Genomic DNA, 22,857 nt, shown 5'->3' with positions numbered 1-22,857 from the left:
CCTCATGTGTTGATTCTGCCCCATAAACCCCTACCGAAGCGGCTCCTGCGACAGAACCCGTCAAGACGACTTAGTGAGACGCGGGTAGGTGGCCGAAGGCCCAGGAAAACGACTCAAAACCGGCCACCGTCCTGGGCGGTGTCGAGTGTCTTAAAATACTGTAGGTAGATGGGACGATTGGTTTTAGCCGCGGCACTGGGGCCCAGGAGGGCGAACGTGTGCCCGCACGAGATCGCGATGGACGATCGCACAGGCGCTTGCTCGCCGTTTCTGCCCGCCCATCAAGCGACGCTGGCTGACCGTGGCGAGGACAGCGCGGCCGCGAATGCCAGGCCAAGAGCCGGCGCAGCGAGCACCGCGGCTACGAGAATGCCGAACACCTCGTGCACCAGATAGAGCAGCGGAGGAGCTGCAGCGAAAAGCGTGGCAAATGCTGCGGCGGGCTTGGCCAGGTTTCTTGTGGGCCATGCGCCGATGCCTGCGGAGAGGGAGGCGATGAGGTAGGCCATTCCGGCGCCGAGCACCCACGCCTTGTCCTCGGTGTCAGGTTGGGTACCGACTACGAGGAATGCCACTGCGGGGACGACGAACCACGCTGCTGCAACGCCGAGCATCGACCGGCCGAGACGAAGCCTTGCGGGCGGAAATCCTCGACCGGAGCCCCACCACACCGCCAGAGCAAAAATGACGACGGTAGACAGTGCCCACGAAGTGGCACCGGGCACCGCGCATCCCAGCCCATCTGGTGTGACGCCGTAGGCAGCGCGGTACTGCTCGTGGATCCGTTGACAGACGTCGGCTCCGGCTAGAGCTCCGGGGATTACCCCGAGGAACCACGCCAGGAGTCCGAGAACGGCGAGCTGGCCCCAATGCGCCGCAAGAGAGTCCTGCGGCAGCTCTTCAGCCATTGCTTCTCCTCGTTGTCCTTCTTATTGTCCCGACGCCCCCGGCCAGCGACGTCGGCGTGGCGACGATCGGGTCGGGCAGTCGTGTGTGACGGGGGCGTACGCCCTCGGGCCGACGCGCAGCCGTGCTCGCCAGCCGGTGCCGAGATCCGAGGGGAGATCGGTGTCAGATGTCGCCGCGGGCGAAGCCCGAGATCAGTGAGGGGGTGGCCGAGTCGAATCCGGCGATATCCAGCATTCCCGCGTCGGTGGGGTCGGCGATGGTGAACTCGGTGGCGGTCATGCCCACCACGATCAGCTGCGCCTGTGGATTGATCTCGCGTCGGTACTGCTGCAGCGCTTGATGTGGGTGGATTCGTCCGGCCCACGTCTCGTTGTCGGTATACACGGTGAAGACGTCGACCTCCACGCGGTTTTCCAGGGCCCACGTCATGGGTAGTGCGCAATCGGTCCTCCCGAAGGGCAGGTCACTGACTGCGCGAAGTGCATCGTCGAGGCGTTGGCGTGGACTGATGGGCAACTCACTGAGCCCGGTGTGTGCGCGGGCGAACCAGGTCTGCGGGCCGGTGAACCCCACGATGTGGTGGTCCGGTTCGGTTGCGGCCGTAACCAGGGCCAGTGCTGTGGAGGCTTCCCGGGCCGAGAGCGGCATTCCCGAGATGGGGGCCGTCATCGAACCGGAGACGTCCAATGCCAGCAGGTGACGTGTGTTTGAGGGTTCTACCGCCTCGAACGCTGCGTAGAAGGCGGCGTCGAGGGCGTCGACGATAGGCGCCGACGGCGACCATTCGCTCTCGCCGCGGGCGCTGCGGCCTGAGGCGTAGGTGCGTTGCGCGAGCAGAACAGAGATCGGGTGCACGCGAGCACGGGTGAGCCGGTCGACGTCGGTCAGTTGCGCGGCGACCGCAGCGGTACGAGAGCCCATCGGTGTGAGCAGGCCCAGTCGGGTCAACCGGGGGAGCTGGCGAAGCAGCGCCGTCTGCGGCACCCCGGCATCAAGTAGCGCCTCCCAGGTCTCGGGCCGACCCAGCGCCGAGTCAGGCAACATCTCCCAGGACAAGCCGTATTCACGGACAAGGGCGGGGATATCAGCGCCAGCGTGTTGAGCGCGTTCGAATCCTTCGACGATCGCCGGTACGGCATCGACGGTGCCGCGGACGATGTAGTCGAACAGTCCACGACGTTCGGCGTCCCCGGTGACAGGGTGGGCAAGGCGCAACAGATCACGGTGCGTCCATCCATGCCGCTGCCGGTACTTTATTGCCTGGTAGGCGACCTGGTCGACCGCAGGGGTGAGGTACCAGTTGCCCACCGCTCGGCGAAGACCACGCCCCCACCCGCGGAACTGCTCAACGTAGCCAGCGAACAGGAACAGATGCGTGCCGGTGCGCGCCACGTCCGGCAGTGCCTCAAGGGCTGCCGCGCGGCCGGTGTCATCGCCCAGGGAGGCCGCGGCCGCCAGAGCAAATAGTGCCGGGTTCTGCCTCGGAGCTCGCCCGGCCTGCGAGATCGCCACAATCTCCCGGACCAGATCAAGTGGCCGGTTGCGGGCAAAATCCACTACTAAATCGGCGTTGTCTTTGGTCAGGTCCCGAGCCGAGGCGTAGTAGGTGCCCCCCTCGGTGCCCAGAACCAGGAACCGCCGCAACCGAATCTCGGGAGTGACGGTGAACGCGAACCCGCCAGCACTGTTGCGGGCCTGCCGAGGATCGGCCTTGTCCTGCTGCGCGGTCCGTCTGAAGTTGAAGCCGGAAAGGATGTCCATCCGAGACCTCCATTGCCTGGCGTGGTGTTAAGGGATGCGGGCGTGTGATCTCCCACCGGACTTTTACAGAAGGTAACCGATGAAATCCGGCCCGCATCCCTAAGACCTGCAAAGGCAGGATGATCGCGCTGGTCTATCGATCAGGCCACCCCACCGTGTTGGCCCGGCGCCGAAATGCTGACCCCAGACCTTCCCCCTTATGTTAACGCCCCATGGTCCTCGGGTCGGGCTTTCCTGCCCGACCTGACTACCCATCGGGTCGGCCGCCTACGCCCGGGGCAGTAGGTGGGCCTGGTTGCGTCCCGCCGGGGCGAGCAGGGTGATCGGTGCGCTCGCCGGCGGCGGGCGCGGTCTTGGTCCTTCCGGGGCGCCGGTGGCTGGGTGGGGTCTCACCACTGGGTTCGACACCCAGAGACCGCAGAGAGCGAGAACGAGCCTGATTGATGGTGAAGCTGGATCTCGACGGTGTTGCCTTCGTCATCGGCGAAGACGTGCCGTCGGGTGCCCGATATAGTGCTCATCGACTCGCGGGTGTAACCGTGGGCGTTAGCGGCAGAGCGCGCGACGGCGACGGCGACATCCCAGTCCTGAGACAATACCGACGGGAGCCCCCGTTCTCCGATGTCGTATTGCTGGCCGGTGGACCCACCCTGGCCACGGCACGTGGTGAACCGGGCCTGCGTGCGCCGAGTCCAGCCCCCCACCGGCCTGCGTCACGAGTGCGTCCTCAACGTCGGCGCCGACCGCGTCAAGAGAGCTCGTCGTGCGCTCGGCCAGCGATGCCGGCGCCCACGGCAGTCCAGTTGTGCAGGAACTGGTCACCAGCAGGCATGACACCGCCCATGCGAGCGCTCCCACACCCCGGTACTTCATCGCGTTATCGTCGCATGGGCCCGCAAGATGTGGCTCGGGATCTATGCTGGACCGATGAGTGCCTGGTCTTATTGCGAGGGCGAGGGCTGGCTGGTCGCATGACACAACCGCGTCGCGGTCCGATCGTAAAGATTTTAGCGGTCATCGTCTTGGTCGCGGTTGGGTTAAGTGCTGGGAGTACTTGGGTCCGGGAACACGAATTGTGTGGCCACACTTGGGCGGGGCCGGGCGAGGATGGCAGGGACGGTGCGTTGAGGGTCGACCGTGCGAGCGGACAGCCCTGGTTGGAGGATGCACGCCCGCCGGCCCCACCCGTCGATACGGTTCGTTTCACGAGCGCTCCGCCGACCGCTCGGTTCGAAGTAATCGAACCGATTTCATGGACGCCCGTGCAGGGAGCCGAAGTCATCTTGGCTGCAAACGTCTCGAGCAGCCGAGGGGAATTCGTCACGACAGTTTACGAGGACCCGGATATGGTCCGGATCGACCTTCGCCGAATGTCTGACGGTTTGATCTGTGATGCAGCATCCTCTGCGCAGAACCAGAGGCTCGAGTTCCGGGTTAGCTTGTTGGGAGCCGTCGGGTACCGAGAAGTACTTCGAGCGGGTCCCGGCAGATAGCTGGCCGCGCCGGTGGACTAGTTTGCAAGGCCAACTTTGGTGGACGAGGGGTGGCCTTCCGCGATCGCAGCGTTGCCCCGGCATCCTTAGCTTTACAGAACGTCGAATTACCGGATGTCGCCCCCTGTGGGCGTCGCCGTTGTCGTGTCGGAGCCCTTCGGTGGTAGACGCGGCGCGGGACTCGGGGCCTGGGCCGGGTGCTCCACGACCGTGGTCGCCATTGTGGAATCAGCTGTTTCGTGGCTGCGCAGCCGTACCGTGAGTGATGTGACTGTCGATTACGCGCAGCGGTCTGGTCCTTGGCGGCGACGGCGGTTCCTCGCGGTCGATACCGCGTGGTGGTCCAGTCGGCGGGTGGCGATCGCGTTGTCGGTTGTCGTTGTGCTGGTGTTTCTTCCAGCGGTGATGCTTGTTGCTGACCATCCTTTTCTCCTCCGGCGGAACATCGAGCAGGGCGACGTGTTCATCTACTCCATTTTCGCGGTGCCGGTGTTGGGTGTGCTGGGTCTGTTCTGGTTGTCGCTTGTGGTGATGGCTCTGGCCCGCCGGGCACGCTGGACATGGTGGATCGTCGCCCCCGTCGTTTCTGTTCTGGCCTCGACCGCGGTAGTTCTGTTTTTCCCGACCCCCGGGTTCACTGAATCGCGTGACGAGATGGACGCGCTCGTGGCGCAAATCCGTGCTGATCCACCGGAGCGCGGTTTCCAGTCCTACGACCCGCCGCGGCAAGTTGGTGCAGTCGAGATCCGTTCAGTGGACGCTCGCACTCCGGGCGAGGTGAGAGTGTCCGACGCCGACACGTCCTTCTTCCAGGTCTCCGGATGGATCTACCGCGACGGCAACGGTGCCCCGGCCACACCTGGTGAAGGTCGCGAGTCCGACACGCTCGAGCACATCGACGACTCGTGGTGGAAGTACTCCTACACATGGTGACCTCCGGGGCGCTGCGGCGGCGGCGCAGCAGAAGGATTTGGCGCCTGCAGCTGTCACAGTCACAGGGGGATGCGCGTCCGCCCGTGCTCCAGTAGGCGCGGTCACCACCGGGTGCGGTATCGACCTGTCTTCGCATGGCCGGGCCACGCATCGGGAATCTCGAGCAGAGCGGTTCCAGGGCGCTGGTGGTGGCCGGTGTTCTAGCGTCTGGCCATGAGGGATCAGACAGTTCGAGGCGTGCTGGTTGGGGCAGGATGGGCGGTGCTGTCGGCTCCTGCGGCGGCTGGCCTGACGGCCCTTGTCTGGCAGTTTCCGTTGGTCCTGGCAGGCACCGAGGGCGGATTTGGGGCTGTACCCGGCGCGATAATCAGCATGGTCCTGTTCATGACGCTGTTCTCGTTCTTCGCTGGCATGGCCGCTATCGGCGCCGTGGGGGCCGGAGCCGGCTATTTCGTGCGGGAGCGCTCTGCCGTGGCAGCCGCGATCGCCGGCATCGCTGTGGGCGTGGTGGCAGCGCTGATCGTCGCAGTCGCCGACGTCTACCTCACGTAGGTGGTGCGCACCCGCTGCGCGTCCGACTATCTAGCGGGCCACGTCACCAGGGTGGGAGCCCAGGGGAACAGGCCGGAACTTGACATAAGACCTGGTTACCGGCCGTGGTGTACGTGCCATAGATGGGTAGGCATCCAGCCACCTGCATTCTGGCAGCGACTCACTTTCGCGGGCTGCAGCTGCGTGGTCCGCGTAGCGACTCCGGCCGGATTGCCTACTGGTGAAACGGCTACCGCTCCGGGTGGCCTCAGGCCAAGTCTAGGAAGCGGCGTAGGTCGACGAACGTCTCGTGCACGACTGAGTAGTGTGCCCACTTGCCGCGCTGGTCTCGGGTCAAGAGTCCTGCGTCGACGAGTTTCTTGAGGTGGTGGCTGATCGTGGGCTGGCTGATGTCGACCACGTCGAGTAAGTCGCACGCGCACACCGACTCGCAGCCTTGCGCGGCGATGTGGGACAGCAGTCGCAGGCGTGTCGGGTCCGCCAGTGCTTTGAGCGTGCGCGCCATCTGATCTGCGGTCTCGGCGGTGATCGGAGCTGATGACAGGGGGCAGCACTCGTTCTGCGTCCGAGTCGGAAGGACGTCGTTTGCTGAAGTCATTTCCTCGATCACCTCACCTTGAACAATACATTGACACATGCCGATATGTGAGCATAGCCTCCAGCATAGACGTTCATCGATATGAGGGAGTTTCGTGCCAATGAGCACCACCACAGCCCGGGCTGTTGCGCCGGTCGCCAAGAAGATGTCGTTTCTCGACCGCTACTTGGCCGCATGGATCCTCGTGGCCATGGCCGCCGGCCTGCTGCTCGGGCGCTTCGTCCCAGGCCTGGATGCCGCATTGGACTCGGTGAAGATCGGCGGCATCTCGGTGCCGATCGCGATCGGCCTGCTGGTGATGATGTATCCGGTCCTGGCGAAGGTGCGCTACGACGAGACCCACAGGGTGACCGGCGACCGCAAACTCCTCACGCTGTCGCTGATTTTGAACTGGATCCTCGGGCCGGCATTCATGTTCGCGTTGGCGTGGATTTTCTTGCCGGATCTTCCCGAGTTTCGTACCGGGTTGATCATCGTGGGACTCGCCCGGTGCATCGCGATGGTGTTCATCTGGAACGACCTGGCGTGCGGGGACCGGGAGGCCGCCGCGGTACTGGTGGCGATCAACTCGGTGTTCCAGGTCGTGGCGTTCGGCGCCCTGGGCTGGTTCTACCTGCAGCTGCTCCCCTCCTGGCTGGGGTTGGAGACCACCTCAGCGCAGTTCTCCGTGTGGTCCATCGTGATCTCCGTGCTGGTCTTCCTCGGCATCCCCCTGCTGGCCGGTTTCCTCACCCGCGTGTTGGGGGAGAGGGCGAAAGGACGGCACTGGTACGAGGAGACCTTCCTTCCCCGGATCGGCCCGTGGGCGCTGTACGGGTTGCTGTTCACCATCGTGTTGCTGTTCGCCATGCAGGGCGAGGCGATAACCTCGCAGCCGCTGGATGTGGCCCGGATGGCCGTGCCGCTACTGCTGTACTTCGTCCTGATGTTCTTCTTCAGCTGGTTCGTCTCCAAGGCGGTGGGGCTGAACTACGCCAAGTCGACCAGCGTCGCCTTCACCGCCTCGGGTAACAACTTCGAACTCGCGATCGCGGTGTCGATCGGCACCTTCGGTATCGCCTCGGGCCAGGCCCTGGCGGGTGTGGTCGGCCCGCTGATCGAGGTTCCTGTTCTGATCGGGCTCGTCTACGTCGCGCTCTGGGCTGGCCCCCGACTGTTCCCGGGAGATCCAACCCTTCCGCCACCTCGCACGGACCCGGCCCGCAACACCGAAGGAGCCCGGTCATGACCAGCACTCCCAGCGTGTTGTTCGTGTGCGTCAAGAACGGCGGCAAGTCCCAGATGGCGGCCGCGCTCATGCGCCTGCACGCCGGGGAGGCGATCGAGGTCCACTCCGCGGGCACCCGGCCCGGTTCCGCGGTCAACGCCCTAGCCGCGGAAGCGGTCGCCGAGCTCGGCGCCGACATGTCCGACCAGACACCCACGGCCATCGACTCCGAGCTGCTTCGGCGGGTGGATCGCGTGATCGTTCTGGGAGAGGAAGCCCAGGTCGAACCGGTCGACGGGATGGCGGGCACGATCGAGGTGTGGGATACCGATGAGCCCTCCGCCCGCGGAATCGAGGGGATGGAGCGGATGCGGTTGGTCCGCGACGACATCGACCACCGAGTACGCGATCTGCTCGCAGAGATCACCAATGGCAAGCCATGCGTGTTGTTCGTCTGTGTCCACAATGCCGGGCGTTCCCAGATGGCCGCCGGCTACCTCTCGCATCTGGCGGGGGACCGGATCGAGGTCCTCTCCGCCGGTTCGCAGCCAGCCGAGCAGCTCAATCCCGTCGCGGTGGAGGTGATGGCAGAAGAAGGCATCGACATCACCACCGCCACACCGAAGGTGCTGACCACCGACGCGGTCAAGGCCGCCGACGTGGTCATCACGATGGGCTGCGGAGACACCTGCCCGGTCTTCCCGGGAAAGCGGTACGAGGACTGGGAACTGGCCGATCCAGCCGGTCAGGGCAAGGACGCTGTCCGCCCGATCCGCGACGACATCAAGCGGCGCATCACCACCCTGATCGCCGAACTGGCACCGAAGGAGAACACCCAATGAGCACGAACTTCAACGAGCTTCCGGTAGTAGTCATCGGCGCCGGCCCCGTGGGGCTGGCCACGGCCGCGCACCTGCGAGAACGGGGTCTGACCCCGTTAGTGCTCGAGGCCGGCGCCACCATCGGCGCCGCTATCGAGCAGTGGGGGCACACCCGCCTGTTCTCGCCCTGGCAGTACGACATCGACAGCGCCGCCCGACGCCTACTCGAGCCCACCGGCTGGACCGAGCCCGACCCGGACGCTCTGCCCACGGGGCACGAGCTGATCAAGCACTACCTGGCCCCGCTCGCCAAGCTCCTGGGCGACGATGTCATCCGCACCGGCGCCCGCGTGGTGGCGGTTTCCAGAGAAGGAATCGACAAGACCCGCTCGGCGGGCCGCGAGCAGACCCCGTTCCTGGTCCGAGTCCAGGCCGCTGATGGCGCCGTGACCGATGTGCGGGCCCGCAGCGTCATCGACGCCTCCGGAACCTGGGGCCAGCCCAATCCGCTCGGCCGCTCCGGTCTACCCGCACCCGGTGAGAACGCGGCGATCGACAAGGGCCTGATCACCGCGCCGCTTCCGGCCGTGACCGGGTCAGAGCGCGACCGTTTCGCCGGACGTCACGTCCTGGTCGTGGGGGCCGGACACTCGGCCGCCAACACCCTGCTCGACCTGGTTGACCTCGCGAAGCAGGACCCTGCAACGCGGATCAGCTGGGCGGTGCGCACCCCTGAGGTGTCGAGCGTCTACGGAGGCGAGGACCGCGATGAACTGGCGGCCCGCGGAGCGCTCGGCACCCGCCTGCGCGAAGCCGTCGAGTCCGGAGTGATCGAGGTCCACACCTCCTTCACCATCAACGAATTCACCCCGAAGACCGACAATCTGACCGTGCACGCCAGCACCCCACAGGGTCCCACTCGACTCGAGGTGGACCTACTCGTCCCGGCCACCGGATTCCGCCCCGACCTGTCCATCCTGTCCGAGCTTCGGCTCGCTCTCGACCCGGCCGTGGACGCTCCGTATCAGCTCGGGCCGCTGATCGATCCGGAGTTCCACTCCTGCGGAAGCGTGGCACCGCACGGCGAGAGCCTGCTGGCGCATCCCGAGACCGGCTTCTACATCGTGGGAATGAAAAGCTACGGCCGGGCACCAACGTTCCTCATGGCCACCGGCTATGAGCAGGTCCGTTCCATCGCCGCCGCACTCGCCGGTGACCGGGCCGCCGCCGATGATGTGCACCTCGACCTGCCCGAGACCGGAGTCTGCTCCACCGACCTCGGTGGCTCGTGCGATGCACCGGCAACCCCACAACTGATCTCGCTCGGCGCCACCACCTCCACCTCTTCCTGCTGCTGAAAGGTCCCCGCCATGACTATCGACGCACCCGAATTGGACGTCCACGTCCTGCAGCGCACGGCCGATGACCTCGCTCGAACGTACGAGGGCATGTTCTCGGCCGAGACCATAGAGCGGTACGTCTTCGAGTCCTACACCGCGCTGGCTCGCACGGCGACGATCAAGCGGTATCTCGCGGCGCTGGCCCGAAACTTCGCCTCAGACAGGCTCCGTGCACTGGCGTTGTCACAGGGCAAGATCCAGTCGACCGTCCCACAAGTGCTGTTCGTGTGTGTCCACAATGCCGGCCGCTCCCAGGTTGCCGCGGCCCTGCTCAAGCACTACGCCGGTAGCGGCGTCGAGGTCCGGTCAGCCGGTTCCCTGCCGGCTGGCGAGGTCGACCCCCACGTGGTGGAGACGCTGGAGTCTCGCGGAATCGACATGGCGGGGGCGTTCCCGAAGCCGCTGACGGACGACGTGGTGCGGGCTGCCGACTACGTCATCACCATGGGGTGCGGCGATGCGTGCCCCGTCTATCCGGGCAAGAACTATCTGGACTGGGACCTCGCAGACCCCGCAGGTCAGGGCCCCGAGGTCGCTAACCAGATCGTCGACGACATCGACGAGCGAGTCCGCGCCTGGTGGGCAACGGTTCAGAAGTAACCCACCGCGACCCAGTGGCCACACACTACGTTCGATCCGGTGTCCCCAGCAGCTGCGAAACCGCATATGCCTGACCGGCCCCGCGGCGGGCTCGCGGCGCTGTGTATCGCGCAGACCACCAGTTGGGGCCTACTGTTCTACTCCCTGCCCGCCGCAGTCGCACCGATCTCCCAGGAGACCGGCTGGAGCGACACCGCCATCACTGGGGCACTGTCAGCCGGTCTGCTCGTCTCGGCGATCGCGGGCCTGAAAGTGGGCTCCGTTCTGGATTCCCACGGTCCACGCACGGTCATGACCCTCGGAGCGGTCATCGGGGTGGCCGCGCTGGCACTGGTGGCGTGGTCGCCCACCCTGCCCCTGTTCTATCTGGCCTGGCTGGCGGCAGGTTTAGCCCAATCGGCTGTGCTCTACCCGCCCGCGTTCGCTGTCATCACTCGCTGGTACGGCCCGCGACGAGTCGGCCCCCTGATGACGCTTACACTCGTCGCCGGACTGTCCTCCACTGTCTTTGCCCCGCTCACTGCCTACCTGATCGAGCAGTTTGGTTGGCGCACCAGCTACCTCATCATGGCCGGCATCCTCGCCGTCGTATCTGTGCCCCTGCACGCCTTCTTTCTCAACTCCACCTGGTCCGGCACCGGCAGCGAGCCGACCGTGCAGCAGTCCCGAACCGAGATCCGCCAAGTCACCAGAACCCGCCAATTCCTCACCCTGCAAGTAGTGATGACGGTAGCCACGTTCACGCTGTTCGCCGTCACGATCAACCTCATCCCGCTGTTGCTGGAACGAGGAATCGACTACTCGACCGCAGCACTGGCCTTCGGACTGGTGGGCGCAGGACAAGTCATCGGCCGGCTCGGCTACCCATCACTGACCCGAAGAACCACACCCCAACACCGCACCCTGGTGATCCTCGGCGCCGGCGCACTCGGCCTGTGGGGTCTGGCGACAATTCCCGGCCCGACCTTGGTACTGATCGCTCTGGCCGTCGGCACGGGCGCGGCCCGCGGCTGCCACACCCTTCTTCAGGCCACCGCCGTCTCCGACCGGTGGGGCACCCAAAACTTCGGCGCCATCAACGCCTTATTCAACGCACCGATGACCGCCGTCACTGCACTCGCGCCCGTGTCCGGACCCCTATTGGCCAGCCTCGTCGGGGGATACCCCGCAATGGCGATCGTCATGGCAGTCCTGCTCACCATGGCCGCAGCACTAAGTGCCCGAACGTGAACAGGAGCTGACCACCATTTGTGCCACATCCCGCCCCGCAGATCACTGCGAGGCAATCATCATCGGCGGCGGGCAAGCAGGCCTGGCCACCGCCTACTACCTGCTGCGGGCAGGCGTGGACATCCTCGTTCTAGATGATCAACCCAACCCCGGCGGGGCATGGTTGCACGTATGGCCGTCCCTGCGACTGTTCTCCACCGCCGAGTTCTCCAACCTGCCGGGCTGGCCGATGCCCCCTTATGACGGGTTTCCACCGGCCTCCCATGTCGTGGACTATCTCGCTGCCTACGAACAGCGCTACCGGATTCCGGTCCAGCGCCGCGTCGCGGTCGATGAGGTGACGTACGAGGACGGCATCTACCACGTTCGGGCGGGAACTAAGTCGTGGACAACCGAGAACGTGGTCGCGGCCACCGGGACGTGGTCCGCCCCCTTTGTTCCCTCCTACCCAGGAACCTTCGCCGGCACGCAGTGGCATTCCGCCAACTACCCCGGTGCCACTCCCTTTCGAAGTACCACGGTCGCGGTCGTGGGCGGCGCGAACTCCGGCGCCCAGATCGCCGCAGAACTCACAAGCGTCGCCAAGGTGACCTGGTACACCCGTCAGCCACCACGCTGGATGCCCGATGAGGTCGATGGACGAGTACTGTTTCGCCGCAACCGACTACGTGCCCTTGCCCTGCAGCGCGGGGAGCCCGACCCCGGGACAGACTCAGCCTTAGGAGACATCGTCGTCCTGCCCGAGGTGCGCCGCGCCCGCGACACCGGACGGCTGCAGGCCACACCGATGTTCACCTCACTGGATGAGATCGACGCCGAGCACCTGATCTGGTGCACGGGTTTTCGCCCCGCGATCGGGCCGATACGCCGACTGCTCGACCACGGTCGACCAAAGCATCCGGGACTCCATGTGGTCGGCTACGGCGACTGGACCGGCCCCGGAGCGGCAACGATCACCGGTGTGGGGCCCTATGCCAAACAGGCTGCCCGGAGAATCGCCGCATCAGTTGGCAGAACCGTGAAATAGGCGCAGCCACCAAGGGGCGGTCATGCCGGTACGCCTGATAATCCGTCGGTGTCGTCGAGGTAGCCGACATCGCGCAAGGCCGCCTCGAGAACCCGGATATACGGAAGATGCAGTTCGGTAGCCATGCCGTCGAGGGTCGTTCGGGCTGGCAGGCCGCGCAGTCCGCGGGTGCGCCATAGGTGCAGATTCTGGCGGGTGATCCCGATTCGGCGGGCTAGCTCGGACTCGCCGACGCCGTAGGCGCGTTTGTGGGCGTCGATGAGCTCGACCAGGCGAGGGGTCTCCATGCTCTGAGTGTCCGCGTGCGCCACGGGTACCGTCAAGGGGTAGTTAACCGTTCCGGCAAGGGTAACTTTACAGAATATAAGTTACCGGCGTGGGTGTCCCGGCTGGTGGGGAAGGGTTTCTTGGCCTCGTCGTCGGGCCAGATCGTGGCGTGGTTGGCCGATGGCGCACCAGGGTGCAATGCCCGTTTGGTAACCGACAGAAACCCCGGCCACCTGCCGGATGAGCCAGCAGATGACCGGGGTTCAGTGTGGAAACCGCGAGTGGAGTGAGGCTAGAGCTCCTCGAGCGTCGCCGTGGCGTGCACGGTGCCCAGCTTGCGGGGATTGCGCGCGGTGATCGTCCAGGCCGGATCGCCTGCGGCCACCGCACGCCGGGCGTAGACGCCCAGCTTGGCCGGCAGGACCACGGGCTTGCCGAACTCGACCGAGTAGCGGGCCCGCTCCGGGATCTCGCCCTCGACCGATCCGAGCAGCGTCGCCGCCGTCCACATGCCGTGGGCGATCACGTTCGGGAAGCCGAACGCCTTGGCGCCCAGACCGGAGACGTGGATCGGGTTGCGGTCACCCGAGACGGACGCGTACTCCGCGATCTGCGCCTCGGTGACGGACTTGACCACCGTGGGATCGCCGATCTCCTCGGCGGTCGGCGGCTCGGGCCGCGGCGGACGCGGCGCGTCCTTGGCCGGGGTCAGGGACGTCCGGCGCTTGGACAGCATGCTGGAACGCTGGAGCCACGCGGGCTCGTCGTCGTCGCCCGTCCGGATCTCCGTGACCACTTCCACCAGCAGCCCCGACGGGTGCTCGCGCAGGTTCTCGGCGTGCGACCGGATGGACAGCTCGTCACCGACGCGCAGGGCGCGGCGGGAGGAGATCTCGTTGAGCAGGTGCACCGACCCCATGGCCGGGAACGGGAAACCCGGGTCCAGCATGAGCTGCATCGTCAACGGGAACGACAGCGTGAACGGGTACGTCAGCGGTAGGGCGTCGCTCAGGCGCAGGCCGCAGACGCGGGTGTACGCGGCGAGGTTGGCCACGTCGACCTTCACACCCGACACCTCGACGCCCTTCGCAGGCAGCGACGTGGCGTCACGGCTGCCACCCACGACGGGCACCGAGCCGAGCGCGGCCCTGCCGTACTGCGACAGCAGGTTGGGGATCCCGGGGAGCTTCCTGTACTCCATGTCAGATCACGCGCCCAGCAGCGACTGGCCACACACGCGGATCACGTTGCCCGTGACCGCGGAGGAGGCGGGGCTGGCGAAGTAGGCGATCGTCTCGGCCACGTCGACCGGGAGGCCACCCTGCTGCATCGAGTTCATACGGCGGCCGGCCTCGCGCGTGGCGAAGGGGATCGCGGCGGTCATCTGGGTCTCGATGAAGCCCGGGGCCACGGCGTTGACCGTGACCTTCTTGGACGCCAGCTCGGTGGAGGCGCCGTCGACGAAGCCGATCACGCCGGCCTTGGACGCGGCGTAGTTGGTCTGGCCGCGGTTACCGGCGATGCCGGCCATCGAGGACACGCCCACCACGCGCGAGCCCTCGCCCAGCACGCCATTCTCGGCGAGCTCGGCGGTGATGCGCTCGGGGGCGATCAGGTTGACGGACATGACCGAGTCCCAGCGGGCGGCGTCCATGCCGGCCAGGGTCTTGTCGCGGGTGATACCGGCATTGTGGACCAGGATGTCGATCGTGCCGTCGTGACGGTCCTTGACGTGCTGGGCCAGGACCTCGGCGGCGTCGGCGGCCGTGACGTCCAGCGGCAAGGAGGTGCCGCCGACCTTGTTGGCGGTGGCCGCGAGCGACTCGCCGGCGGCCGGGATGTCGCAGCAGATCACGTGCGCGCCGTCGCGCGACAGGACCGCCGCGATCTCGGCACCGATACCCCGGGCCGCGCCGGTGACGACGGCGACCTTGCCCTCGAGCGGACGGTCCCACGAGGCGGGGGCGCTCGCTGCGCCGGCGCCCACGGTGAACACCTGGCCGTCGACGTAGGCCGACTTGCCGGACAGGATGAAGCGAAGGGTGGACTCCAGGCCCGAGGCGCCGGTGTCGGCATCCGCGGACACGTACACCAGCTGCACGGTGGCGCCGCGCTTCATCTCCTTGCCGAGCGACCGGGTGAAGCCCTCGAGCGCGCGCTGGGCGATGCGCTCGTCGACCGCGCCCGTCTCCTCGGGGGTGGTGCCCAGCACCACGATTCGGCCGCTCGGGGCGACGCGACGCACGACGGGGTTGAAGAAGTCGAACAGGGAGCTGAGTTCCTCGGGGGAGCGGATGCCCGTGGCGTCGAAGACCAGGCCGGCGAACTTGCCCTCGGCGTCCGCGCCGGCGATCTCGTAGTCGCCCTGCAGCATGTCGCGCACGGGCTCGACGAGGCGACCCTCACCGCCGACCAGTACCGGGCCGTGGAGCGCGGGCTGGCCCACCTCGTGGCGGCGGAGCTGCTCTGGCTGCGGGAGACCGACCTTGCCGGCGATGAATGACCCGGGGGCCGAGGTGACGAACTGGGAGTAGAGGTCGAGGTTGCCCTGTGCCATGGCGATCATCTCCTGGGGAGTTTCGGTAGTGCGGGGTCGACAAGTAACTTACTCCCGAGTAACAATACTCGTTGGGCCGCGCTTTGGGCCAACGGATACCGAGAAGAAAAACGGGAGTGACACACGTGACCACCAGCCCCCGCAAGGTCGCCATCGTCGGCGGCAACCGAGTCCCCTTCGCGCGCTCGAACGGCAAGTACGCGGACGCCTCCAACCAGGACATGCTCACTGCCACGATCGACGGCCTGGCCGCCCGCTACAACCTGCAGGGCAAGCGCCTCGGCGCCGTCGCCGCCGGCGCCGTGCTCAAGCACGCCCGTGACTTCAACCTCACTCGTGAGTCGGTCATCGGCTCCGTGCTCGACTCCTCCACCCCGGCCTACGACGTGCAGCAGGCCTGCGGCACCGGCCTGGCCACCGCCATTCAGATCGGCGACCAGATCGCCATGGGCCGTATCGACTCCGGTATCGCCGGCGGCTCCGACACCACCTCGGATGCCCCGCTCGCCGTCAATGACGACCTGCGCAAGATCCTCATCAAGGTCTCCGCCGCCAAGACCAACCTTGACCGGATCAAGCTTCTCGGTGACATCCGCCCGCAGGCGATCGTCCCCGAGCAGCCGCAGAACGCCGAGCCGCGCACCGGCCTGTCGATGGGCGAGCACGCCGCCATCACCGCCCGCGAGCTCGGCGTCTCCCGCGAGGACCAGGACGCCCTGGCCGCGGAGAGCCACAAGAACCTCGCCGCCTCCTACGACTCTGGCTTCCAGGACGACCTGGTCACCCCGTACCTGGGCGTGCAGCGCGACGACAACCTGCGCCCCGACTCCTCGGCCGAGAAGCTGGCCAAGCTCAAGCCCGTCTTCGGCAAGCGTGACGCCGAGGCCCACGGCACCGAGGCCACCATGACGGCCGGCAACTCCACCCCGCTCACCGACGGTGCCTCCGCGGTGCTGCTGGCCAGCGAGGAGTGGGCCAAGGAGAACAAGCTCCCGGTCCGTGCCTACCTGGTGGACTCCGAGACCGCCGCGGTCGACTTCATCCACGGTCACGACGGCCGCACCCCGGACGGCCTGCTCATGGCCCCGACCTACGCGGTGCCGCGCCTGCTCGAGCGCAACGGCCTGACCCTGCAGGACTTCGACTTCTACGAGATCCACGAGGCCTTCGCCTCGCAGGTCCTGGCCACGCTCGCGGCCTGGGAGTCCGAGGAGTACTGCACCGAGCGTCTCGGCCTGGACTCCGCACTGGGCTCGATCGACCGCAGCAAGCTCAACGTCAACGGCTCCTCGCTGGCGGCCGGCCACCCGTTCGCCGCGACCGGTGCGCGCATCCTGGCCGCCACCGCCAAGCTGCTCGAGGAGAAGGGGTCGGGCCGCGCGCTCATCTCCATCTGCGCCGCCGGTGGCCAGGGCGTCACCGCGATCGTCGAGCGCTGACGCCGCGGCGGATCCGACGCGGCCCGGCACGTCGGGCCCGTCCGCCGTCAGATAAACGTATCCTCGATCCAACAGGTCACGGGCTGATCCCGTGAGTGAGTGCAGCCCCCGCGTCCGGCGCGGGGGCTGCACTCATCGGTACCGGTCCGCCATAGTGGACCCAGTGGTTCGGGTGGGGCATCCCACAAGGACCGGTTTCGGCGGCCCGCCGGGCCGGTGCCGCCACCCGTGAGGAGCGTGAGAGCGCGTGGACGATTCCACCACCCACGACGGCGGCCCGGCCCGCCCCGTCGAGATCGAGGGTGCGGCCCCTCGTCCGGCTGCGTCCGATCGCCGCCGATACCGGGTGCGGTCACGCTGGATCTACACCGCCGTCGGGATCTTCATGGGACTGGCGGTGCTGTACGGGTTCGACCTGGTCAACAGCATCGGCCGCGTGCCGCGGGGGACCGAGGTCGCGGGGATCAACGTCGGTGGGATGCGCACCGTCGACGCCGAACAGCGCCTGATCACGGAGTTGGGGCCGCGGGTCGACGAGGAGGTGGACCTGCGCGCCGGCGTGGTGTCGACGACACTCGACCCCCGGGCGGTCGGCTTGTCCGTCGACTGGCAGGGCACCCTCGACCGCGCGGGCGAGCAACCGCTCAACCCGTTCACCCGCCTGATCAGCCTCGTCTGGACCCGCGACGTGGGGATCGCGAGCGTCATCCCGGACGAGCGCCTCACCAACTTCCTCGAGCGCCTGGCACTGCAGGCCGACTTCGAACCCCGCGAGGGCGCGATCTGGTTCGACCAGGCGAAGGTCCGCTCGGCGATCCCGCTGGACGGACAGCGCCTGGAGATCGAGAACTCGCGCGACGCGGTGCTGGAGAACTGGCTCAACGAGGACGGGGTGGACCTGCCGGTCGAGTTCACGCCGACCGAGACCGACGCCGACGAGGTGCGTGCGCTCATCCGCGAGGTGGCCGAGCCCGCCGCGTCCCGCGATGTGACGCTGTTGGCCTCGCGGCTGCGGCCCGACGGCGCCGAGCCGCCCACCGAGACCATCCCCACCCGGATGCCGGTACCGCCGCCCGCCCCGGGTCAGCCGCGCGCCAACCCGTCCGAGCGTGAGATCGAGATGGTGGTCCGCGACGACCCCGATGCCGTGCCGGTCGAGTTCCCGAGGGACCGGATCGGCGAGTACCTGTCCTTCGTCCGCGAGGGTGCCGTGCTCGAGCCACGCTTCGACGCCGATGCCGCCAAGGGGATCCTCGAGCCCCTGCTGGAGGAGACCGAGCAGGAGGGCCGAGACGCCACCTTCTCGTTCAGCGGCGACACGGCCACGGTCGTGCCCGCCGTCCAGGGGCGCACCATCGAGTGGGGTCCGCTCCTCGGGGCGCTGCCGGGTCAGCTCACCGATCTTGAGGGTCCGCGCGTCATGCCCGTCAGCTACGTCGGCCGCGACCCGGAGCTCAGCACAGCGGACGCCGAGAAGGCCGGGATCCGGGCACCCGTCGGCGAGTTCACCGTCGCGGTGGGCGCGAACGGCCAGGCGCAGTCGATGATCGCGGAACTGGCCGGGCACTTCATTCCCGCCGGCGAGAGCTTCTCCATGGAGGCGGTGGCCGGAACCGCGTCCGGGGACACCTCCGCGGACGCCGTGGCCACCGCCCTGTTCAATGCCGCACTGCAGGCCGGCGCCCAGGACATCCAGCGGACGCCCAGGGGCGTCGACAGTGACGCCTTCCCGGTCGGCCGCGACGCCACCGCCGCGGCGGACGTGGGATTCCGCAACGCGCAGGGCACCGCCCTGGTGATCGACGCCTCCGCGAGCGCGAGCTCGGTGACCGTCCGCCTCTGGGGCACGCCCGAGTACGACGTGCGCATCTCGACCTCCCCGCGCACCAACATCCAGCCGCCGCGGACCCGGGTCGTCACCACGGCCGGCTGTACCCCGTCCGCGGGTGAGGACGGCTTCACCGTCAGCATCACGCGGGTGGTGATGCGCGGAAACGACCGGGTCAGCTCGGACAGCTTCTCCTCGACGTACCCGCCCCGCGACCGGATCGAGTGCCGGGGAGACGACGCACCCCCCGCACCCGGCGAGGACGCCCCTCCGCCGGGACCGCCGGCTCTCGAGATCCCGGGGCTGCCGCGCATCGAACTCCCCGGCATCCCCGGGCTCCCCGGCAACTGACCGCGCCCGGCCTCGTACGCCCACCCCCTTACGCCCCGCGCCCCTTACGCCCCGCTCCCGTACGCCTCGCCCCGACCGAGCAACCCGCCGTTGCAGGACCCGAGCCCCGCGGTTGCAAGACAGGCGTCGCGAGTTGCCTGACAACAGGTGCGATCTTCGGCGTGGATTCCGCGCCATTCGTCGTGCAGCCGGGATGGGATGTCTTGCAACCACTGGGCGGGGCGGGGCGGGGCGGGGTTGGGGGTTGCCGGTGACGGGCCGCGCGCGGGGCGGGGGCTGGCGGCTCTGGGGCGCTGGCGGATGCGGACGGGGTGAGCTGAGTGGGCGAGCTGAGTGGCGGCCGGCCAGACGACAGTGGGCCCCGCGCCGTGGTGGCGCGGGGCCCAGAGTCGGCTCAGGCGCGGGGCCCGTCCGGGACGTGCCCGCTCAGAGTTCTCGTGCGACTTCTGCGTGGGCGCGGTCTAGATCAGAATGCGGCCTCGTCCAGCTCCATGAGGTCGTTGCCGAGGTCGGCGACGATCCCGCGGGTGGCGGTCAGCAGCGGGAGCTCGTTCTTGGCAAACCAGCGGGCCGCCGCGATCTTGCCGTTGTAGAAGGCCTTGTCGTCGTCGTTGGCGCCCTCGAGGGCTCCGAGCGCGACCTCCGCGCCTTCCAGCAGACGCCAGCCCATGACCAGGTCGCCGAAGGCCATCAGCACGCGCACCGACGCGAGGCCGATGGTGTACAGGCGCTTCGGCTCCTCCTGCGAGCCCATCAGGTGCTCGAAGCAGGTGCCGAGCATGGCCTCGACATCGCCCAGGGCGGTGGCGAGGCGCTCGCGCTCGGCGGCGAGCGCGCCGTTCGAGTTGTCGTTCTCCAGGAACTTCTTGACCTGCGCCGACACGTGGCCGACGGCGGTGCCGCGGTCGCGGGCGATCTTGCGGAAGAAGAAGTCCTGCGCCTGGATCGCCGTGGTGCCCTCGTAGAGGGAGTCGATCTTGGCGTCACGGATGTACTGCTCGATGGGGTAGTCCTGCAGGAAGCCGGATCCGCCGAAGGTCTGGAGCGACTCGGTGAGCAGCTCGTAGGCGCGCTCGGAGCCGACACCCTTGACGATCGGCAGCAGCAGGTCGTTGACGCGGTGGGCCATCTCGGCGTCGGCGCCGGAGACGCGCGCGGCGATGGTGTCGTCCTGGTGGGCGGCGGTGTACATGTACACGGCGCGCAGACCCTCGGCGAACGCCTTCTGGCGGATCAACGCGCGGCGGACGTCCGGGTGATGCATGATGGTGACGCGCGGGGCGTTCTTGTCGGCCATCTCGGTCATGTCGCCGCCCTGGACGCGCTCCTTGGCGTACTCGAGGGCGTTGAGGTAGCCGGTCGACAGCGTGGAGATGGCCTTGGTGCCGACCATCATGCGGGCGTGCTCGATGACGTCGAACATCTGACGGATGCCCTGGTTGAGCTCGTCGCCGCCGATCATCCAGCCCTTGGCCGGGACGCCGTGGCCGCCGAAGGTCAGCTCACACGTAGTGGAGACCTTGAGGCCCATCTTGTGCTCGACGTTTGTGACGAAGACGCCGTTGCGCTCGCCCATCTCGCCGGCCTCGAAGTCGAAGTGGAACTTCGGCACGAAGAACAGGGACAGGCCCTTGGTGCCGGGACCGGCGCCCTCGGGGCGGGCCAGGACCAGGTGGAAGATGTTCTCGAACATGTCGTCCGAGTCCGCCGAGGTGATGAAGCGCTTGACGCCCTCGATGTGCCACGAGCCGTCGTCCTGCTTGACGGCCTTGGTACGGCCCGCGCCCACGTCGGAGCCGGCATCAGGCTCGGTGAGGACCATGGTGGCGCCCCAGCCGCGCTCGACGCAGGTGGTGGCCCACTTCTTCTGCTCCTCGGTGCCGTTCTCGTACATCACGGCGGCGAAGGACGGGCCGGCCGAGTACATGTAGGCGGCCGGGTTCGCGCCGAGCATCATCTCGCCGGTGGCCCAGACCAGGCTGCGCGGGGACGGCATGCCGCCGAGGTCCTCCGGGAGGCCCATGAGCGTGTAGCCGGCGTCGTACCAGGCGGCGAAGGACTTCTTGAAGTCCTCCGGGATCGAGACCGAGTGGGTCTCCGGGTCGAAGACCGGCGGGTTGCGGTCGGCGGAGGCGAAGGACTCGGCGACGGGACCCTCGGTCAGCGTCTGAACCTCGCTGAGGATGCCCTTGGCGGTCTCCGTGTCCATGTCGCCGAACTCGCCGGCGTCCAGTGCCTCGTTGATTCGCAGGACCTCGAAGAGGTTGAACTCGAGATCCCGGACGTTGCTCTTGTAATGACCCATATCGGTCTTCTCCGTTCGGAGTGCGGTGTCATGGATTTGGTTATGCCGGTCGAAACGCTGCAGGTCGCGGCCGCATGCCGGAACCTACTCGCCGGTAACAAGATCGATGCTAATGGGTTGTCAGCAAACAGTCCAAGGTGAGGGATGGCTCTGTTTTTCCGTTGTCATTCTGCAGACCTCGGGCCGAGTCGTATGTGCTGGTCACGATGAGCGTGAGAGTGGGGCATCATCGGCATATGTCAGATATCCAGCCGAGGTTCCCCGGTCCGTCGTCGGTAGTCGGTGCCGCGACCCGCCTCGTCGCGTGGGAGATCCGCGTCGCGCGGTACATGTGGTCCATCCCCGCGCGCATCGCGCTCCTGCTGGAGGATGCCGAACTGATCGTGGCCAGGGTCAATTCGATCATCGCCAACATCGACCGTGCGGTGGCCGCGGTCGACCAGGTCATCCTCGCCGCGGCGAACTCGGTGGACGAGGTCGACGACACGGTGGCCCGCGTCGGCCGGACCGTCACCCGCGCCGAGCTCGCGGTCGGTGCGGCGGAGGGGATCGTCGCCCGCGTCGAGACCGCGGTGAGCAGGGTCGAGCCGGTGGTCGACAGGGTCGAACCGATCGTCGGCCGGGTGGAGACGGTTGCCGGCCACGTGGAGAGGTTGGTGCTGCGGGTGGATTCGGCGGTGACCGACGCCGAGGGGTTGGTGCTGCGGGTGGATTCGGCGGTGACCGACGCCGAGGGGTTGGTGCTGCGGGTGGATTCGGCGGTGACCGACGCCGAGCAACTCGTGGAGCGCGTGGCGGCTGCGGTCGGTGACGCCGAGGAGCTCGTCCTGCGGATCGATTCCGCGGTGGGCGCCGCCGAGCAGCTGGTGCTGCGTGTGGACTCGACAGTCGGCTCCGCCGAGGGACTGGTGCTGCGTGTGGACTCGACCGTGGGTGACGCCGCGCAGCTGGTGCGCCGGGTCGCGACCGCGGTCGGCGACGCCGAGGACCTCGTCCTGCGCGTCGACTCGACGGTGGATTCGGCGGACGGCCTCGTCGTGCGGGTCGACTCCACGGTGGGCGCCGCCGAGGGCGTCGTCCTCCGAGCTGACTCGACGGTGGGGGACGCCGAGCAACTCGTGGAGCGCGTGACACCCGTCCTCGAACTCGTGGAGACCACCGTCGCGGAGGTGCGCCCCGTCCTGGAGGAGCTGCTCCTCGAGGAGGGCGCCCTGTCGGATCAGGCCAAGCTCATCGCCACCCGGGTCACCGAACTGCTGGTGGTGGCCGACGACGTGGCCACCAAGCTCATGCCGGTCGTGGGGCGGGTCGCCGACACCGTGGACTCTGACGACTTCGAGGCCGTCCTCGACGTGATCGACAACCTGCCGGCGATCATCAAGGCGGTGGAGACGGACGTCCTGCCGGTGGTCAGGTCTCTCGACACCGTGGCGCCGGAGCTGTCCGAGATCCTCGTGGTGGCGAACAACTGCCTGGAGGCGCTGAACGGCATCCCGGGTTTCCAGCGCCTGCGCCGCCGCGGCGGGGAGGGCAACAACAGGCTGACCTAGTCGGTCGCGCGGTCGACCGGCCGAGCGTC

Annotated in this window: 18 protein-coding genes and 1 pseudogene; 12 read left to right on the top strand and 7 right to left on the bottom strand. The window is 67.5% G+C overall.

The genetic code is table 11. The features are described 5' to 3' along the window. Positions 1 to 281 precede the first annotated feature (281 nt). Entirely contained in the window at positions 282 to 908 is a 627-nt protein-coding gene (locus ACWIFB_RS13310; protein WP_454058498.1) for a hypothetical protein, read from the bottom strand. A gap of 163 nt (positions 909 to 1,071) precedes the next feature. Continuing rightward, complete coding sequence (locus ACWIFB_RS13305; protein WP_454058497.1) at positions 1,072 to 2,670, bottom strand: TROVE domain-containing protein; 1,599 nt, start codon at positions 2,668 to 2,670, stop codon at positions 1,072 to 1,074. Positions 2,671 to 4,430: 1,760 nt separating this feature from the next. Between ACWIFB_RS13305 and ACWIFB_RS13300 the strand changes: the two genes are divergently transcribed. Together ACWIFB_RS13300 and ACWIFB_RS13295 are read left to right on the top strand one after the other, a co-directional pair. After that, positions 4,431 to 5,096 (top strand): hypothetical protein, encoded by a 666-nt coding sequence (locus tag ACWIFB_RS13300; protein WP_454058496.1) that lies wholly within the window; start codon positions 4,431 to 4,433, stop codon positions 5,094 to 5,096. A 213-nt stretch (positions 5,097 to 5,309) separates the two neighbouring features. After that, on the top strand, positions 5,310 to 5,648 hold the full coding sequence (locus ACWIFB_RS13295) for a hypothetical protein (RefSeq protein WP_335673440.1): 339 nt from the start codon (positions 5,310 to 5,312) through the stop codon (positions 5,646 to 5,648). Between the two features lie 247 nt (positions 5,649 to 5,895). Here ACWIFB_RS13295 and ACWIFB_RS13290 read toward each other — a convergent pair whose 3' ends face one another. Then, positions 5,896 to 6,246, bottom strand: coding sequence for a metalloregulator ArsR/SmtB family transcription factor (locus tag ACWIFB_RS13290; RefSeq protein ID WP_042330399.1), 351 nt, complete (start codon positions 6,244 to 6,246; stop codon positions 5,896 to 5,898). A 100-nt stretch (positions 6,247 to 6,346) separates the two neighbouring features. Here ACWIFB_RS13290 and arsB point away from each other — a divergent pair, with 100 nt between their 5' ends. The 7 genes and pseudogenes from arsB (at position 6,347) to ACWIFB_RS13255 (ending at position 12,531) form a co-directional block, all read left to right on the top strand. Continuing rightward, positions 6,347 to 7,474, top strand: coding sequence for an ACR3 family arsenite efflux transporter (gene arsB, locus ACWIFB_RS13285; protein ID WP_454058495.1), 1,128 nt, complete (start codon positions 6,347 to 6,349; stop codon positions 7,472 to 7,474). Continuing rightward, a pseudogene (locus ACWIFB_RS13280) lies at positions 7,471 to 7,857 on the top strand (arsenate-mycothiol transferase ArsC); the annotation flags it as partial. The gene arsB and the pseudogene ACWIFB_RS13280, both read left to right, overlap by 4 nt. 39 nt (positions 7,858 to 7,896) lie before the next feature. After that, positions 7,897 to 8,295 carry an arsenate reductase ArsC gene (locus ACWIFB_RS13275; protein ID WP_425647215.1) on the top strand — a complete coding sequence of 133 codons (399 nt, stop codon included), beginning with the start codon at positions 7,897 to 7,899 and terminating at the stop codon, positions 8,293 to 8,295. After that, positions 8,292 to 9,632, top strand: coding sequence for an FAD-dependent oxidoreductase (locus tag ACWIFB_RS13270; RefSeq protein ID WP_017838565.1), 1,341 nt, complete (start codon positions 8,292 to 8,294; stop codon positions 9,630 to 9,632). The genes ACWIFB_RS13275 and ACWIFB_RS13270 overlap by 4 nt, the downstream gene beginning before the upstream one ends. 12 nt (positions 9,633 to 9,644) lie before the next feature. Further along, a complete protein-coding gene (locus ACWIFB_RS13265; RefSeq protein WP_454058494.1) occupies positions 9,645 to 10,274 on the top strand; it encodes an arsenate reductase ArsC in 630 nt (209 codons plus the stop codon). A 66-nt stretch (positions 10,275 to 10,340) separates the two neighbouring features. Further along, positions 10,341 to 11,504 (top strand): MFS transporter, encoded by a 1,164-nt coding sequence (locus tag ACWIFB_RS13260; RefSeq protein WP_454058493.1) that lies wholly within the window; start codon positions 10,341 to 10,343, stop codon positions 11,502 to 11,504. Positions 11,505 to 11,520: 16 nt separating this feature from the next. Further along, positions 11,521 to 12,531, top strand: a complete 1,011-nt coding sequence (locus tag ACWIFB_RS13255; protein WP_454058500.1) for an ArsO family NAD(P)H-dependent flavin-containing monooxygenase — start codon at positions 11,521 to 11,523, stop codon at positions 12,529 to 12,531. Between the two features lie 20 nt (positions 12,532 to 12,551). Here ACWIFB_RS13255 and ACWIFB_RS13250 read toward each other — a convergent pair whose 3' ends face one another. From ACWIFB_RS13250 to ACWIFB_RS13240, 3 genes are all read right to left on the bottom strand, one after another. After that, positions 12,552 to 12,818, bottom strand: coding sequence for a helix-turn-helix domain-containing protein (locus tag ACWIFB_RS13250; RefSeq protein WP_394277812.1), 267 nt, complete (start codon positions 12,816 to 12,818; stop codon positions 12,552 to 12,554). Positions 12,819 to 13,090: 272 nt separating this feature from the next. After that, on the bottom strand, positions 13,091 to 13,999 hold the full coding sequence (locus ACWIFB_RS13245) for a MaoC family dehydratase (RefSeq protein WP_452101032.1): 909 nt from the start codon (positions 13,997 to 13,999) through the stop codon (positions 13,091 to 13,093). Between the two features lie 6 nt (positions 14,000 to 14,005). Further along, positions 14,006 to 15,355 carry a 3-oxoacyl-ACP reductase gene (locus ACWIFB_RS13240; RefSeq protein ID WP_454058492.1) on the bottom strand — a complete coding sequence of 450 codons (1,350 nt, stop codon included), beginning with the start codon at positions 15,353 to 15,355 and terminating at the stop codon, positions 14,006 to 14,008. A 125-nt stretch (positions 15,356 to 15,480) separates the two neighbouring features. On the opposite strand from ACWIFB_RS13240, the gene ACWIFB_RS13235 reads away from it, so the two are divergent. Together ACWIFB_RS13235 and ACWIFB_RS13230 are read left to right on the top strand one after the other, a co-directional pair. Next, the gene (locus tag ACWIFB_RS13235) at positions 15,481 to 16,794 is read left to right on the top strand and encodes an acetyl-CoA C-acetyltransferase (protein WP_454058491.1); all 1,314 of its coding nucleotides are present in this window, start codon (positions 15,481 to 15,483) and stop codon (positions 16,792 to 16,794) included. Between the two features lie 247 nt (positions 16,795 to 17,041). Next, complete coding sequence (locus ACWIFB_RS13230; RefSeq protein ID WP_454058490.1) at positions 17,042 to 18,973, top strand: VanW family protein; 1,932 nt, start codon at positions 17,042 to 17,044, stop codon at positions 18,971 to 18,973. A 466-nt stretch (positions 18,974 to 19,439) separates the two neighbouring features. Here ACWIFB_RS13230 and ACWIFB_RS13225 read toward each other — a convergent pair whose 3' ends face one another. Then, positions 19,440 to 21,278 carry an acyl-CoA dehydrogenase gene (locus ACWIFB_RS13225; RefSeq protein WP_454058489.1) on the bottom strand — a complete coding sequence of 613 codons (1,839 nt, stop codon included), beginning with the start codon at positions 21,276 to 21,278 and terminating at the stop codon, positions 19,440 to 19,442. A 236-nt stretch (positions 21,279 to 21,514) separates the two neighbouring features. On the opposite strand from ACWIFB_RS13225, the gene ACWIFB_RS13220 reads away from it, so the two are divergent. Continuing rightward, complete coding sequence (locus ACWIFB_RS13220) at positions 21,515 to 22,828, top strand: methyl-accepting chemotaxis protein (RefSeq protein WP_454058488.1); 1,314 nt, start codon at positions 21,515 to 21,517, stop codon at positions 22,826 to 22,828. Positions 22,829 to 22,857 lie beyond the last annotated feature (29 nt).

This window comes from Dietzia sp. NPDC055340 (assembly GCF_053645335.1).
The sequence above is the reverse complement of the archived record's forward strand: the minus strand, read 5'-3'. Positions and strand labels throughout refer to the sequence as shown.

Bases quoted from the DNA above. Each gene is read 5' to 3' on its own strand.
- ACWIFB_RS13310 (WP_454058498.1), bottom strand. From the start codon at position 908: ATGGCTGAAGAGCTGCCGCAGGACTCTCTTGCGGCGCATTGGGGCCAG.
- ACWIFB_RS13305 (WP_454058497.1), bottom strand. From the start codon at position 2,670: ATGGACATCCTTTCCGGCTTCAACTTCAGACGGACCGCGCAGCAGGAC.
- ACWIFB_RS13295 (WP_335673440.1), top strand. From the start codon at position 5,310: ATGAGGGATCAGACAGTTCGAGGCGTGCTGGTTGGGGCAGGATGGGCG.
- ACWIFB_RS13290 (WP_042330399.1), bottom strand. From the start codon at position 6,246: ATGACTTCAGCAAACGACGTCCTTCCGACTCGGACGCAGAACGAGTGC.
- arsB (WP_454058495.1), top strand. From the start codon at position 6,347: ATGAGCACCACCACAGCCCGGGCTGTTGCGCCGGTCGCCAAGAAGATG.
- ACWIFB_RS13270 (WP_017838565.1), top strand. From the start codon at position 8,292: ATGAGCACGAACTTCAACGAGCTTCCGGTAGTAGTCATCGGCGCCGGC.
- ACWIFB_RS13265 (WP_454058494.1), top strand. From the start codon at position 9,645: ATGACTATCGACGCACCCGAATTGGACGTCCACGTCCTGCAGCGCACG.
- ACWIFB_RS13260 (WP_454058493.1), top strand. From the start codon at position 10,341: ATGCCTGACCGGCCCCGCGGCGGGCTCGCGGCGCTGTGTATCGCGCAG.
- ACWIFB_RS13250 (WP_394277812.1), bottom strand. From the start codon at position 12,818: ATGGAGACCCCTCGCCTGGTCGAGCTCATCGACGCCCACAAACGCGCC.
- ACWIFB_RS13245 (WP_452101032.1), bottom strand. From the start codon at position 13,999: ATGGAGTACAGGAAGCTCCCCGGGATCCCCAACCTGCTGTCGCAGTAC.
- ACWIFB_RS13240 (WP_454058492.1), bottom strand. From the start codon at position 15,355: ATGGCACAGGGCAACCTCGACCTCTACTCCCAGTTCGTCACCTCGGCC.
- ACWIFB_RS13225 (WP_454058489.1), bottom strand. From the start codon at position 21,278: ATGGGTCATTACAAGAGCAACGTCCGGGATCTCGAGTTCAACCTCTTC.
- ACWIFB_RS13220 (WP_454058488.1), top strand. From the start codon at position 21,515: ATGTCAGATATCCAGCCGAGGTTCCCCGGTCCGTCGTCGGTAGTCGGT.